The sequence below is a fragment of the Mucilaginibacter gynuensis genome, from assembly GCF_039541195.1.
Classification (GTDB): Bacteria; Bacteroidota; Bacteroidia; order Sphingobacteriales; family Sphingobacteriaceae; genus Mucilaginibacter; species Mucilaginibacter gynuensis.
In genome coordinates this window covers 354,010-368,630 of the sequence record NZ_BAABFT010000004.1, presented here as the reverse complement: position 1 = coordinate 368,630, position 14,621 = coordinate 354,010, and the positions used below count along the sequence as shown (strand labels likewise).

Here is a 14,621-nt window from a genome sequence, read left to right as displayed (position 1 = left end):
TGTCACATGCGAACGTTGCAACTTGAAAAATCCTATTGGTTTTTAATACTGATTTCCGCTTTTTATTTTTTTGTTGCCTGGAATAGTTCGGGGTACAATAATGCCGACGAACATTTTCAAATAATTGAATTCGCCAATTATAAGTTAGGTCATTCGACAATAAATGATTTGGCATGGGAGTACAAAGCGAGGGTAAGGCCTGGACTACAACCCGCGCTATGCTATCTCGTTTTTAATTCGGCGTATTTGCTCGGTATTTCCGACAAATACAACATGGCTTTGATATTGCGTTTTATGAGCGCTCTCGTGTCCTTAGTCGTTATTTACTGGTTTGTCATTGGGGCACGTCCCGTAATTGCGAAAAGGAACTTCAATTATTTTGTAGTTCTCAGCTTCCTGCTGTGGTTCCTTCCGTACATAAACGTCAGGTTCTCATCCGAAAGCTGGTCGGGCACGCTCTTCATGGCATCGCTTGCCGCCATTCAATCGCAATATCACAAAGGCGCTATTAAAAAACCTTTTATACTTGGGATATTATTGGGTGCGTCTATCTTGTTCCGTTATCAATCCTCTCTTTTGGTAATGGGTACAATTTTATGGCTGTTATTTGTGGATAAGGCAGGATTGAAAAAGATTTCCATAATCACCAGTTCAATAATAACCATGTTGTTGCTGGGATTTTTTATCGATAGATGGCTGTATGACGCAAATGCTTTTTCTTTATACAATTACTTTTATGTGAACATCGTCAAAGGGGTCGCGTCAAACTACGGCACGTCGCCCTGGTACGAAATAATGTGGTACATTATTATTTCGCCTGGGATAATTGGCATATATATATTTTCCGCAATCATCATTCTGCTTATCATCGAGCCCAAAAGTATTTTGCTTTGGGCAATTGCTCCTTTTTTGATAGTGCATTCAATTATTCCGCATAAAGAGCTCCGCTTTTTGTTTCCAATTGCGAACTTGGTGCCGTTCATTCTTATACTCGCTTATCAAAAAACTAGACACCTAAGATTACTGAAAATTAGGCTCTTTAAATACGCTGCCAGCGCAATATTTTTAGTAGTCAACACTGCGGGACTTGTCGCCATAACCTGCAAAGGAGCTGGAAAGGCAGACATATCTGTCACTCAATACATTCACAGACATTACTCAGGGCAAAAGGTCAATGTGTTGTGCATTGACGGCCTAAATCCATACTGGGATTATGTGAATCCAAGAAGTTATTTTTACAATAGTAATGAAGTCGAGTTGACGTTCATAACCACCATTTGGCAGAATGAACTGGTTAATAAAAGGAAAAAGGGCTTGGTAAATCTGCTGATTATTTCTGACAACGAGATAGCCGGCCAACGTAGCGCGCAGCTGCTGGAGGAAAACAATTTTGTGAAGGTATTTCAAAGCATTCCTGACGTTGTTAAAGCAATCAACAATTTTTATGACCCTTCTTTGAATGACTATAACCTGATAGTTTACGAGTACGGGGATTAAGGCGATGTCAATTTATGCATCATGAATCCATTATTGACCTCCTTAAAATTATAGTCAATAACAGCTTTTCTCCCATTAGACTTTCTCCAAGGTTCAAATAATTCGTAAAATAATATAGGTTGTTCAAGAAAGTACTGCTCCGATATGTATGTAATGTCGCTTATTTGATTTGTTTTCAGAAAGTCGATTAACGGCTTGTTGGGTAGAAAGTGAGCCGATGTTTCAACTTGATGGTTTCCGATTGTAAAATCTATTGCTTTCAAATGCCTTTCGGGAGCACTAAAAATGTTTAATAGCGAAAAATTGAGGCAGATTCCAGTAGTAAACAGAGATATATACAGAGGCAGTACAGACAATCGGCTCTGACACATCTTGATTGACATGTATATACTTAAAAGTGCGTATACGCACAAATAGTATCTGAAAGAGCAATTGGCGGTATATGCCGGGAATATCGCGAAATAAGCCACTATTACCAATGCAAGCAGTGCTTTGTTACCACCCCTAACTATATCGAAAAATAGAAAGTAGCAAAGATAACATGCGAAGACTACGCCTCCCGATATAAACAATCCCTGAACAAAAGCATTCTGTTGATAGGAGTACGTCTGTATAACAACCTTATAACTTGAAAAAACTTCAAATAAGGCGACGCCGTGATAAAACATAAAGAAGGAAAAGCCGATAGTTAGGAAACCATAAATGATGGTCTTATTGACCGGAAAGAGATAATCAAACTCAAACTTTGACAGCCGCACTACAAGATATAATTCGCATGCCAACAAGGTAGCACATACTGCGCTTGTCATTGCTGGGGCTTTTATTACAACAGAGTCCAGCCAAAGGCGCATAACAAAAAAAACGATTAATACATTTAGTTGGTTGAAAACCAAAATTATGATTGCTTTTTTCAAAGTATAATCCTTGTAAAGAAAACTGTATAGAAGAACGCCAAGCAGCATGGCGGCCGCTATGCATGAAAATATCACGTGGTTGTAGGTGCCAAGTATGTTTACAATAAACAAAACCAATATCCAAGACAAATTATGCTTGTTTGCTGATTTTAATATTTGAAGAGCAGATGCAGCAAGCAGCGCTATGAAAAATAGCGTAAAGGAGTTTACTTCCCAGGCTATCCGGGGGGATGTAAGATAAAGTGCGGACTGAGAAATTATCAAAAGGAATAACAGCAGCGCTCTTCTTTGCTTGCTGTTAACGAAGATTTTTGCAAAGATTATCAATGCTGCAATGTTGAAGAGCACGCCTCCGATCCTTAATTGCACCACGCCGATCTTGAAAGTATCGAAAATCACGTAAGCCAGCAATGTTTGCAAAATACCGGTATATGTATTCATTCCATATAAGTGCTCAACGCCGGACCGTGTCCAGGTATCCGCCCTTAGTCCGGCCCAAGCCTCATCGCCATGTAAGCCGGGTAGGACTGAAAGTTTATAAATCCAACAAAAGCAGAAATACGCAATAAAAAGAGAAACAAAGAATCGGTAATGTTTATCAATGACTTTCAATGTAGAGGGTGCGATTATAGGTTTAGGATAAAATAATTGCATTGCAGTTATTTTATCCCTCGCAATTTATTCAAAAAATCCGAAAAAGGATTAGCTTTACATATCCTAACCCTTCATCGAAATGTTTGCCAACCGCCCTCTAATCCGCTTTTTGCTTCAGTCCCGAAGTACAGCGTGCTTTGTATTAACATTAGTTGCGTATCAGTACCTCAATTTGCAATAGTATATGGGAGAATTTATTCCATTTGGAAAGAACGCCGGTCGACTAAAAACAACTCATGTTCATATCTTCATAGTCATTGCCTGTGCCGTCATTATTTATTGGCCGGTCTGCAGGTTTAATTTTCTAATCGGTTGGGACGACCAGTGGTTTGTGACCAACCATTACACCAAAAATGGGGTTACCTTGCGTAACCTGTCCTCAGTCTTCACTGATTTTTATTGCGGCCAATATGCGCCAATAAATCAATTATTCTATACCTGCATCTACAGCCTCGTTGGATACAAACCCAATTATTTCCACACCGCCTGCCTGGTTATACATTTGGCAAATTCAGTTTTGGTCTACGACCTGATCAGGAAGGTTTCGGGCGATATTTCTAATCTGCCGCCCGAGCAAAACCTAAGGATCGCATTCGTAACCGCTCTTCTTTTTGCGGTCATGCCCGTGAACGTAGAGCCAGTGGCATGGGTTTCCGCCTCAAAGGTAACGCTGTACGCATTTTTCTATTTGCTGGCATTAGGCTGGTACAGAAGGTATGTTTTGGAACCGAAGCAAAAATACTTTTATTTGTCTCTTGTGTTCTACATAGTGTCTTTTGGGGCAAAAGAACAGGCGGTCGTATTGCCACTATCCATGCTGCTGATGGATTATGTTTATGGAAGGAATCTGTTAGATCGGCTGATATGGTTTGAGAAGCTGCCGATCTTCATTTTGTCCGTATTGTTTGGAGGAGTAACCATCGCTTCGCAGCGATCCGAGGGTGGGGATTTTTATAGTATTTTTCAGCGGTTGCCGCTTTCGTTCTATACACTTAGCGAATACTTTACTAAAGTGATCGCCCCCGTGAATCTTTCTTATTTGTACCCGTTTCCGTTTCAAAAGACGGCTACAGTTCCCTTATGGCTTTGGATTTACCCGCTGGCAATACCAGCAGTCGTTTATTGCTTTTTTAAACAGTTCACTCAAAAATGTATCCTATTTGGATTGCTGTTTTTTATGATTCACATTATCTTGGTATGCAATATCCTCTCACTTTCCCGATATTCGGTTACAGCAGACAGATATGCTTACCTGTCATCTATCGGCCTCTGCTTCGTTGTTGGATATATTTTTGTATTGAGATTGAGTCGAACGCGCTACAAGAGCTTTCTCATTGCTATTGGTGTAACTTACGTGGTTGTTTTAATAGTTTACGCTAACTCGTATGTTAAGGTTTGGAGCTCGACTTATATACTGAAAGAAAAGCTCAAAACAACCATTGAGCAGCGGGGAGATTTCAAGCAGTTAAATAAAAAGTAAGAATATGAGGTGTAGGGAAATGCTTAAAAAAAGAATAGGGACTGTGCTAATAATTATTGTCCTGGCGATAAATCTTTTTATCGCTGCGCGGTACTATTTTCTCGAAACCGCAAAGCTGGATTCTTTTTTCGTTGAGCAGTGCGGTATCGCCAAGTAGAGCTGTAAAGGCTGCTAAGCCTCAATGTTGTAGCAAATTTAATTCTCAAATAAATTTGCATTTATAGTTTTAAGCCGTACATTTAAAATGTAAATAAATTAACCTTTAAACCAATCACATCCAATGAAAAGAAAATCCCTTTTTCTTTTGACGACACTTTTTAGTGTTTGTCTCTTGATCTTTGCGTGCCGCAAAGATTTTAGCAACTACATTCACGACAGGAATGACGCCTCGGAGCCGGTACTGGAATCTGCAAAAATATGGTATGCCCAACACATTGAGACTACCATCAATGGAGGCGGGAGACTAAGCCCGTTCTGGAAGGAATCTTGGTCAGTTAGGTCAACATCCGGCAAGGAGCTGCTGATCGTGCCTTCTCCTGAGAATTACATCGAAAACGAAACTGTCAGTCTAAGGCGTTTCTTTGTCTTTCAGGTGTCCAACTCGCAGATAAAGGAGGGTAACATCTTTGAGCTTCTCGGCCTGAACTACGATGTCGAAGGCAACTTGGACCTATTGATAAAAAACAACGATCAGTCGGAAATTGCGGGTTTTAATGGAGGCATTCTTCAGTATGATATAAATTACCAATACATAACGGGTGCCGCTTACGAAGGCGGGAAAAAAACCGATAAAGAACTAAGGATACTTAGAGGATCGCCTTTGTCAGCCGCGCGAAAATCAAGAAATGGAAATGGCTTACAAGTCAATTATTGCCCACCTCCAGTTCCTACCAATATAGGCTTTCCATCTTATGAGGCACCTGAAGGGTGTTATTTCGTTTGGATACAAAATGTCACCTATTCTGGCGGCTGTCCCTTCACAATTACCAACACTTATCTAAATACAGTATGCCCACCACCACCAGGCTCTGCGAGTGCAACGGCATCGGGGTCTGGCGCGGGAAGTGGCCCTGCCTACGGTGGGACACAGGTCGATTGCATGGGTATAGCTAATGGAACTGCATTTATGGCCGCCTGTGGCTGTATAGGCGGCACAACTGGCATTCCGAATTGTTCAGTTACGCCATGCTCTGAGAAGTTGCGCATAACGGGAATTAACAGTCAGCCAAATATTAACGGGCAAAATGTGTCAATTCTAGCAGCAACAGTAAACAGTAACCCCCCGAAAGAATGGGGGGCTGACAGAAAGCTGACCACCCCCACGAGTGGGGTTTATAAACCGGAAATTGTCAGACAGGGTACAGCTTCAAATATTTTCCCGTCAAATTTTACATGGGACGCTGTTAATGGTTATTCGATAGGAATAAGTCATGGCCACCCTGCGGGATTCGCCCCGTCTCCGGCAGACGCCGTATGGGCATATGGAAATCTCAGTAACTCGCAATTAGTCGCTGCTGGAGCGGCAGATATAGCAAGATACAAAGGACAGGTTTCAGTAACTACAACTACAGCAAACGGGACGTATATTATAACTGTCAAAGATTGGACTGCGCTTGCAACGCTTTATACAAATTATTTAGCCAATCCCAGTGCTAAAGATCAGGAATATATAGATGCCGGATTAGCTTATAAAAAGGCTCATCCTGAGGCTTCGTATGAGACTTCTTCGGAATATGCATTGGCTAGTTTGTACGGAAGTGCCGTTAATATCTATAAAGCGCCTGTCAACAGCAGTAATTACGTCCCGATCGGAATTGACAGTTCTGGTCATATTTCAGTAGTGCCTTGTCCATAAAATACCAAAAATAAATTCAAATTATGAAAAATTTACTTTTCTTACTAATGAGCTTGTTTATAAGTTTAACCGCCCTGAGTCAAGACCGACTTGCTGGGGCAGACGTTATTAATGTAGCTTCTTTTACCCTGCCCAAGGAGGCAACTAGATTAAAACCCGGATCGATACGTATGAGCGGAAGCGTTGAAAAAAAAGTTCCTGAAGGATGTGCAACCGCTACTTTTAAAAAAATGTATATTCAGTTGGCAGCCGCTTCAGGGGAAGCTGACGTTGATTATTTGGAAAAAACTCAAAAGGGCATTACCAGTTTCACAGAATCACTAGGGGTTAAAAGGGATTATCATTTCCAAACAAAAGCTATAAACAATTATCGGGTATTGATTACTCACGAAACGACCAATAATATGGTAAACACATATACATTTTACTGCGTCGCAGGCGATAGAAAGAGTGTTCTTACTGGAGTAATCGAGTATCCGAAAAATGGCGAGGTTGATGCAAAATCTGAGCTTGACAAACTATTGGCAAGTATTAAGTTTAAATAATTTGTGACGTAGCCAGCTATATTTTGTTGCAAACGCATGCACGCGCTGCTGTTATTATACTTTAGTTAATCCCTTGCTATAGGTATCTGTCTAAGAAATTAGGCAGATACCTATTTTACAAATGAACATTTATAAATTTTCAGCCGGTGGAAAATTAAATTTTTATTTTTCCTTTATAATCGAATATTTCTCAAGTTCTTCATGGATTGGCACATTTTGTCACATTGCGTTATTTAATGTATCCCATCAAGTCCATTTAAAACCTTACATTAGCCAAATGCTACAGGATGTATTGTACTAGTACAATTTCTGCCGGAGAAGCTAATGCTAGTTATTGGGATAAAGCCCCTACAAGAATTACTGATTTTATTGCATAGTAGGTAAAACATAAAATCATATTTAAACGATATCAATAAACAATTATTGGGTTTTGATTACTCACAAAAACTACAAAATATGAGGTTCGCACATTTATAGCCTCACAGGGTATATAATAGCTGTTAAAATCTTCTTTTTTTATTAATCATTCCAGTAGTAAGCCAGTTTTATTGGGTTTATATTCAAAGGGTAGCTGATCAGCAACTCTTCGCAACGCCATATTTCCTTGTATTGTAAAATTGTGTAGACCCGCTACGTCTCCTTTTTGATCAATCATCGCTTCATCGGTCAATAAATAAATCAGGGTACAATTACTTGTAAATGGTACCTGCTTTGTTTGCGCTTCCACGTTGCTGGTACGTTCTTTAGCGGCTTGTTTGGGAGCGTAGGCAATAAACAACTTAGTGAATTTCAGTCTCATTAAGCTATCCGGCCTGAGTTTTGAAATAGCAGGCAGATCAATTTCATTAGGATCAACATATAGATATTCGCGATCATCAGCTATACTAAATACAGGGGCTCTTCCAAAAGCCTTATGTATTAGAAATCCCTCCTCGCGCGCATTATTATGATATAATCCCCTGAAGAACTGCATTAATGAGCCATAGTAAGCTTTTGATCGGGCAACGTTCCAAACTGCTTTTCGTTTTTCATTTCCCGGAAGCTCCTCAAAACTGCTATTGCCCGAAAAGCTGGCATTATCTTGTTCGATCTGATAATTAAAATTATTAAGTAAATACCTTATTTTGTAACCCAACGATTCATTTTCCACAACTATCAGATCATCTGCAGTTGCATTAAGAACACCTGTTTTTTTATCAAGCTTTAAATGAATTACCTCAGGATTTAAAATTCGGCATTTTTTAGCATTGTCCGATGTTCCCAAAAACACCTTTTGAAATATTTTGTAGTTAGCTTCCTGTACTTTACTACTTTCTCCGTTTATAACTACTCCTGCTAACTCTATAGTTGCCGGATGTAAATTAATTTGAATATCGACTGACGAGCTGGCAAGCAGTACAGTTTCCGTGTGGCTTGCAAAACCCAGTATTGAAACAGATAACTGATAAGTACCAGCTTGTAATCCATCGAATTTAAAGATACCCTCTTTAGTAGTACTAGTCATCTTTGTCATGCCGACAATAAATACAGTAGCTGATGGTATTGGTTTATTTAAGCTATCGGTGACATGGCCGGTTAAAGAATATCGGGATTGCCCTGCGACATGAATCGAAGCCCCGAGCATAAGAACCATATAAATAATTATGGCGAAAGGACTTGATGAACCTTTCAGAATTGTCAAGATGAGCTTTGTATTGCACATAGAAATGTGATTGGGGTTTATAGGTTTTTTTGAGCCAATATACAAAACAGAAATTATTTTCATTTAGTTTTCAGTTTATAAACCATTAGAATGCTATAGTTATTGATAACTATGTAAGTAATATTAGTTTCGTGTAACGCTAATATTGATTTATTAATTTTACTATAAATTTTAATTGAAGCTAATTACATATTTATATCCAAGGAAATGGTAATGTAACTGGCGTTTACTTATTGCAGTATTAGCATATTCTTATCATCGCCTAAATCTACGTTGTCACTAATAATTTTGAAGATGAAAAGCGTTATGAACCAATAATGGTTAAGGTAATGAGTCCTTTTTATTTAGCAACCCACAAAGCTGAGTAAAGTGAGTTGTTCAGCCGATGGTTCTTAACTTACTAAACCAGGTTGGATAATAATGTATCGAATTCTACAGGATAGGCCTTTTTCGCAAGCTGGCTTAAAAAAGCTTTTTTGTTTTTATCTCTTAGTTCAATTCTTAAAAAAATCCTACTTATGATTTTTTTAACTCACTCCGCATTCTATGTTCAAAACTATTAGGAATCGTTTATTACATGAGCCCCAATAGGACTAAACTCGAACCATCTCTTGACTGATTTACAATGTTTCGCTACCATATATTATTAGTTCGATCCTATTCCGGGCTCGCTTAGAACGGTAGCCCGAATAGGACTCGAACCATCTTGAAGTCCGTCAAACTTGTAATCTCAAGGATGAAAGGCTTTTTAAATCTGCTACAAAATGATTCGAGAAGCACCCGCTTGGGCGCCCGAACTTGCCAGCTCCTAACTGGGCTCGAATCAATTAAAACGCAATCTTCTTTAAGTCTTGTAGAAAGTAATTCGAGAAATGTCCAGTAAGGTCAAGTAGCCCGAGCCGGTTCGAACTATTGCTAGTTGATAGCTAAACGTAGCAAATCGGAAAGAAAATGATTCCAATTAAGTCCTGTTCGGGCTACCTACATCGCGAGCGGGAGCAACGCCCGAACCTACAACTTTGGTTACCTTTATTTCAATATTTACAGCTTCTTTAATTACCTGTCTACAGATTGTGTAATGATTTCTTTGGTTAATTACTCAAATTTATTAAATGTTGACTACCTAAGATGTATCCATGTTACTTTAATGATTAAGTCAATAAAAGAATTATGGTGCTCATACTCGCTTATAGCAATCAAGTGCGTAATGGCAAGGGAATAAATGAAAGGTGGTGAAAGAGGCTGTGTATACAGGGAGCACTTGCGTGCTACGGCAGTTATAAGTGTAACTTTGCTGAGTAAATCAATAAACACTCTTAATTACACTTTAAAGAGCAGTTCTATGAACAATGTGGTGACTTAAGGAGTTCTCCAATTAAGAATACACTTTAACCCATTTTAGTTATGCCAGGACAATTAACCGGTAAGGTCGCAATTGTAACAGGAGCAAGTGCGGGAATAGGCAGAGCATCAGCCCTTGCTCTAGCTTCTGAAGGAGCTAAGCTTGTAATAACAGCGCGCCGACAGGATAGGCTGGAAGCGTTAGCAGCTGAAATCGAAGCTATGAATACACATGCATATATTGTTGCTGGTGATGCAAACGACGAAACAACGGCTAAAAGATGCGTCGAAACCGCTTTGAATGAAGCAGGAAGAATTGATATTCTTTTAAACAATGCAGGCATGGGTAATTATAAAAATCTTGTTGATACTTCGTTGGAAGATTATGACCAGCTTATGGATACTAATATGCGTACCACTTTTATTTTCACCCGGCAAGTGGTGCCTCAAATGTTGTTGCAGAAACAAGGGACAATCCTTATGATGTCATCTATGGCAGGACTTTATGGTTTTGCAAATCAGGCAGTGTATTGTGCTACCAAATTTGCGCAGGTAGGTTTCGCCCAATCGCTTGACAAAGAACTTAGACCAAGTGGAATTAAAGTAGGTGTTATTTGCCCGGGCGGAGTAAAAACAGAGTTTGCTGTTGGAACTGGCCGCACTGAAGAAAGTGTTGCGCAATCAAGCATGCTCGAAGCAACGGATGTAGCTGGGGCTGTATTACTTGCCTGTACGCAAGCCCCTGGTTCAAGAATTATTGAAATCCAAATGCGCACTATGAATGAGTCGCTATAACTAGTTTAACCGGGATGAATCAATGTAATCTATTTACGCACTAGAGTAACGGAAAATAAAGCTTCCGCAAATATTAACAGTGGTTTCAGCAATTGGTAGACAAGTTCCCAAACAAACTGTTAGTCCACCTTCACATATTTCCGCCAGTTATGTTGTTCGTTGAATCCCAGAACCTCACGGATTTTGCGGTTTGAAAACAGGGCTTCATGTACCTCCAATTCACGGGTAACCGGCACACCGGGAAAAAACTTTTCAGCCAATTCTTTGCTGGGAATAATCGCACCATTGTGATCATTGCCAGCATTAAAAACCTGAAAACCAAGATCATCTTTTTTCAAACATAAATCTACAATTTGTCCCAGGTCACGTGCATCAATATAACAGAAAGCATTCCTGCGACGCACTTCAGGATGTTTGAAATAATAAGGAAACAATTCTGTGTATTCGTGCGGCTCAATTACATTGCCAATACGAAGTGCATATATATCAAAGCCTGAGCGTCGCTGGAAGGCCCGTGCCGTTTTCTCATTCACAACTTTCGATAATCCATAGCTGTCCATGGGGTCGACATCATAGCCCTCCTCTAATGGCAGCACATGAGGATCGGTTTTGCCACCTGAAAAACAAATTCCGTAAGTAGTCTCCGACGAGGCGATAATGATTTTTTTAATTCCAAGTTTCACGGCTGCTTCAATCACATTATAAGTACCTATAGTATTGACCCGGAAAGTTTCATTATCAGGTGTAAGTAAGATCCTGGGCACAGCAGCAAAATGTACTACAGCATCAAATTTTGGTACGCCGTCACCCTGTTCCAACTCATCTAACCCTGCGTACGAACTCATGGCATTAAACATTTGCCCTGAGTCGGTAATATCAGCAATCAGATTGTCTACGCCCGGGTGATCTAAACGTGCCAGGTCTACATTCATCACCCTATGCCCCTGGTTCAGGAGGTAAGGTATAACGTGCTTTCCTGCTTTTCCTGATCCCCCTGTAAAAAATATCCGCTTTTTATTCATGATGTTCCTGATTATAATGATTTACTTTTTTGTCCCCGCAGGTGTTCACTGCTTCACCGTTAGTGATTACATATGTAGGAACAATGGAATCCTATGAATGTTAATGATTGATTTGACTTATTTTTCATGCATCACTTGAATAATTTATCTGATGTATCGCCTTATTGCGTTTTGTTTAAATATCACCAAGTCAAAACTCCCATTTAGATCTGTGACAATATCGCTATTAAATTTCTTTATGTTACATTATTGCAAACTAACGCTAATTTCATTTTCTTCTCGCTTTTAGTTAAAATTGTTAAATGCTTGGATGGGATAATCGTCCAAATATGCCACTATGACCATCCCTACACTACCTTTCGGCAACTTAGTAATCATAGATAGAACGTCAGCAACGCCATTATTCAGACAACTAGCGAATGCGTTAGTGACACTGATCAGAAATGGCAAACTTAAACCGGGGCATCAGGTTCCGTCAAGTCGTGACATGGCTGCTTTGATCGGACTCAACCGTACGACGGTAGTTGCTGCCTACGATGAGTTGAGGGCGCAAGGTTGGCTCGAGGTTATCGGTAAAAAAGGAATGTTTGTTTCCAGGCACTTACCAGTATTAGATCCAAAGGCTTTTCGATCGGACGATCCGTTATCTCCAATAGCTTCGGTTCAACCTGATTTTTATCGACAGATCAATTTCGACCGGCCCCCTGCTAGAGATCTCAAGCCTTTTCACTTACTTATCAACGATGGCTATCCGGATGCCAGACTTGCCCCGCTTAATTCCTTATTCAATCGTTATAAAACACTACTAAACAAGCCTGATTTACATGGCCCTTTGCAAACAAGCGGTCCTGCGGGAAGTATGTCCCTAAGATGCGAACTGGCTCAATTTTTATCGCGAACGAGAGCGTTGGATATTGAAAGCGAGCATGTAATGGTCACACACGGTGCACAGCTAGCTATATACATTGCGGCAAGCCTGGTGTTAAAACCGGGAAGTAAGGTCATTGTTGCACATATGAATTATGTTCTTGCGGATAAGCTTTTTGAACAATTAGGCGCGACACTGGTGAAAGTTAATGTGGATGAAAATGGGATCGATGTGGATGCGATCGACGAGATCTGCAGGCGTTCCCGTCCGGATCTCTTATACATCATCCCACATCACCATCACCCGACGACCGTAACCCTTAGTCCAGAAAGGAGAATGAAGTTATTGGATATCATTCGAAGGTATCAACTGCCGGTCATCGAAGATGACTACGATTATGATTTTCATTACGATAACAGTCCGATCCTGCCTTTGGCCAGTGCTGATCATAATGGCTATGTGCTGTACGTCGGCTCTATCTCTAAAACTTTAGCGCCAACGATCAGGCTGGGTTACCTGGTCGGCAGTGCCGATTTTATACGACAAGCGTCAAGGCTCAAACTAATGATGGAGATACGTGGGGATGTTTTGTTCGAAGAGTCTGTAGCAAATTTATTCACTACCGGCGAACTGCAACGTCATTTAAGAAGATCGGTCAGATCATACCGGCAGCGTCGAGATCTGTTTTGCGGCCTTTTGAAGGCCTCGTTAGGGGATCTAATACAATTCACTACGCCATCGGGAGGCATGGCTGTTTGGATGGTTTTTGACCAAGATTATTCTATTAGTGGACTCTCGAAACGGCTGTACAATAAAGGCATTTTTATGAATGATGGCAGCATGTATCGTTACTCAGAAACCGTGAACGGTATCAGGGTCGGGTTTGCGTCACTTGACGATGAGGAGATAGAAAAATTTACGCAAATTCTCACCCTGGTACGGTAGCCGAAGACCAAATTATAAGACTGGCTTCGGCTACCGAAAAGTTGAGCTTAGTTCGCTTTAAGCCAGTCATCAAAAGCGATGGAACCGGCCCGGAATTCGCCGAGTGGTACCAAAAGGTCTTTCGGGATGTCAAAAAACATGTATTTGTTGTCATCATTTGCAATAAGGATTTTACTATCACCTTTATGGTCCAGATACCGTTGAACGAAATCAGTCATCGGAGCACGCTCCGATCCTGCTATCTCTACCGTTCCGTTCTTGGGTTCCTCCAAAGCCAGCTTAACAATAAGTTCGACCACATCTGCTGCAGCGATCGGCTGATAGTCAACTGTTGAAATATGCACTTCCGTTTCGTTTCCCTGAACAGCGATCAATGTCGTTATATGTTCATGGAATTGTGTCGACCGTATAACGGTGTACGGAATGCCGGAATCTTTGATGTTATCTTCCTGATCTTTTTTTGCCTGAAGATATCCAATGTAGGTGGCCCGGTCGGTTCCGACGATCGATAGGACAAGGTGGTGTTTCACGCCTGCCTTCTTCTCATAGGCAGCGAGGTTCTTTCCGGCTGCACGAAAGAAATTCAATGCCGTTTCATCGTCCGGTGATGACGAATTGGATAGGTCTATAACAATATCTGTCCCTACAAGTGCATTTGCCAAGCCTTCGCCTGATACAATGTTTATACCTTTAGATGGTGATCCGATGATCACTTCATGACCTGCTTCGGCCAATTTTCTGCTGACATCTTTACCGATGAGTCCCGTACCTCCTACCACTAAAATTTTCATAAGTGTCTAATTAATGTTATTCATGAAATTCGCGGACCGCGCTGTGCGATATATGACCTCTTGGAACAATATTACAAGGTTCATCAAGTCATTACAGGCTGAATCCGTTTTGCAGGTACAAACTAAAAAATTCCTTGGATGATGATCATCATCCAGAATTTAAAATTGAGATCATCCAGAGGAACTCAATCATATTCTGGGTGACTTGCAAA

Annotated in this window: 10 protein-coding genes; 6 read left to right on the top strand and 4 right to left on the bottom strand. The window is 40.5% G+C overall.

Features of this window, described 5'->3' with window-relative positions:
- Positions 1-15: 15 nt before the first annotated feature.
- Positions 16-1,497: a glycosyltransferase family protein gene (locus ABD894_RS10620; RefSeq protein WP_345211002.1), complete on the top strand. Its 1,482-nt coding sequence runs from the start codon at positions 16-18 to the stop codon at positions 1,495-1,497.
- On the opposite strand, the gene ABD894_RS10615 is transcribed toward ABD894_RS10620, so the two are convergent.
- Positions 1,494-3,065 (bottom strand): hypothetical protein, encoded by a 1,572-nt coding sequence (locus ABD894_RS10615; protein WP_345211001.1) that lies wholly within the window; start codon positions 3,063-3,065, stop codon positions 1,494-1,496. The genes ABD894_RS10620 and ABD894_RS10615 overlap by 4 nt on opposite strands.
- 184 nt (positions 3,066-3,249) lie before the next feature.
- On the opposite strand from ABD894_RS10615, the gene ABD894_RS10610 reads away from it, so the two are divergent.
- The 3 genes from ABD894_RS10610 (at position 3,250) to ABD894_RS10600 (ending at position 6,945) form a co-directional block, all read left to right on the top strand.
- Positions 3,250-4,545, top strand: a complete 1,296-nt coding sequence (locus ABD894_RS10610; RefSeq protein WP_345211000.1) for a hypothetical protein — start codon at positions 3,250-3,252, stop codon at positions 4,543-4,545.
- Positions 4,546-4,825: 280 nt separating this feature from the next.
- The gene (locus ABD894_RS10605) at positions 4,826-6,400 is read left to right on the top strand and encodes a hypothetical protein (RefSeq protein ID WP_345210999.1); all 1,575 of its coding nucleotides are present in this window, start codon (positions 4,826-4,828) and stop codon (positions 6,398-6,400) included.
- Positions 6,401-6,423: 23 nt separating this feature from the next.
- Complete coding sequence (locus ABD894_RS10600; protein ID WP_345210998.1) at positions 6,424-6,945, top strand: hypothetical protein; 522 nt, start codon at positions 6,424-6,426, stop codon at positions 6,943-6,945.
- 523 nt (positions 6,946-7,468) lie between these two features.
- On the opposite strand, the gene ABD894_RS10595 is transcribed toward ABD894_RS10600, so the two are convergent.
- Positions 7,469-8,710, bottom strand: coding sequence for a carboxypeptidase-like regulatory domain-containing protein (locus ABD894_RS10595; RefSeq protein WP_345210997.1), 1,242 nt, complete (start codon positions 8,708-8,710; stop codon positions 7,469-7,471).
- A 1,341-nt stretch (positions 8,711-10,051) separates the two neighbouring features.
- Between ABD894_RS10595 and ABD894_RS10590 the strand changes: the two genes are divergently transcribed.
- Positions 10,052-10,783 (top strand): SDR family oxidoreductase, encoded by a 732-nt coding sequence (locus ABD894_RS10590; RefSeq protein ID WP_345210996.1) that lies wholly within the window; start codon positions 10,052-10,054, stop codon positions 10,781-10,783.
- A 119-nt stretch (positions 10,784-10,902) separates the two neighbouring features.
- Here the strand turns inward: ABD894_RS10590 and ABD894_RS10585 are convergent, their stop codons facing one another.
- Positions 10,903-11,805, bottom strand: coding sequence for an NAD-dependent epimerase/dehydratase family protein (locus tag ABD894_RS10585; RefSeq protein ID WP_345210995.1), 903 nt, complete (start codon positions 11,803-11,805; stop codon positions 10,903-10,905).
- Between the two features lie 337 nt (positions 11,806-12,142).
- Between ABD894_RS10585 and ABD894_RS10580 the strand changes: the two genes are divergently transcribed.
- The gene (locus tag ABD894_RS10580; protein ID WP_345210994.1) at positions 12,143-13,618 is read left to right on the top strand and encodes an aminotransferase-like domain-containing protein; all 1,476 of its coding nucleotides are present in this window, start codon (positions 12,143-12,145) and stop codon (positions 13,616-13,618) included.
- Positions 13,619-13,665: 47 nt separating this feature from the next.
- Here ABD894_RS10580 and ABD894_RS10575 read toward each other — a convergent pair whose 3' ends face one another.
- The gene (locus tag ABD894_RS10575) at positions 13,666-14,409 is read right to left on the bottom strand and encodes an SDR family oxidoreductase (RefSeq protein WP_345210993.1); all 744 of its coding nucleotides are present in this window, start codon (positions 14,407-14,409) and stop codon (positions 13,666-13,668) included.
- Between the last annotated feature and the right edge of the window lie 212 nt (positions 14,410-14,621).

Excerpts from the sequence above, each read along its gene's own strand:
- ABD894_RS10615 (WP_345211001.1), bottom strand. The coding sequence starts at position 3,065 with ATGCAATTATTTTATCCTAAACCTATAATCGCACCCTCTACATTGAAA.
- ABD894_RS10610 (WP_345211000.1), top strand. The coding sequence starts at position 3,250 with ATGGGAGAATTTATTCCATTTGGAAAGAACGCCGGTCGACTAAAAACA.
- ABD894_RS10605 (WP_345210999.1), top strand. The coding sequence starts at position 4,826 with ATGAAAAGAAAATCCCTTTTTCTTTTGACGACACTTTTTAGTGTTTGT.
- ABD894_RS10600 (WP_345210998.1), top strand. The coding sequence starts at position 6,424 with ATGAAAAATTTACTTTTCTTACTAATGAGCTTGTTTATAAGTTTAACC.
- ABD894_RS10595 (WP_345210997.1), bottom strand. The coding sequence starts at position 8,710 with ATGAAAATAATTTCTGTTTTGTATATTGGCTCAAAAAAACCTATAAAC.
- ABD894_RS10590 (WP_345210996.1), top strand. The coding sequence starts at position 10,052 with ATGCCAGGACAATTAACCGGTAAGGTCGCAATTGTAACAGGAGCAAGT.
- ABD894_RS10585 (WP_345210995.1), bottom strand. The coding sequence starts at position 11,805 with ATGAATAAAAAGCGGATATTTTTTACAGGGGGATCAGGAAAAGCAGGA.
- ABD894_RS10580 (WP_345210994.1), top strand. The coding sequence starts at position 12,143 with ATGACCATCCCTACACTACCTTTCGGCAACTTAGTAATCATAGATAGA.
- ABD894_RS10575 (WP_345210993.1), bottom strand. The coding sequence starts at position 14,409 with ATGAAAATTTTAGTGGTAGGAGGTACGGGACTCATCGGTAAAGATGTC.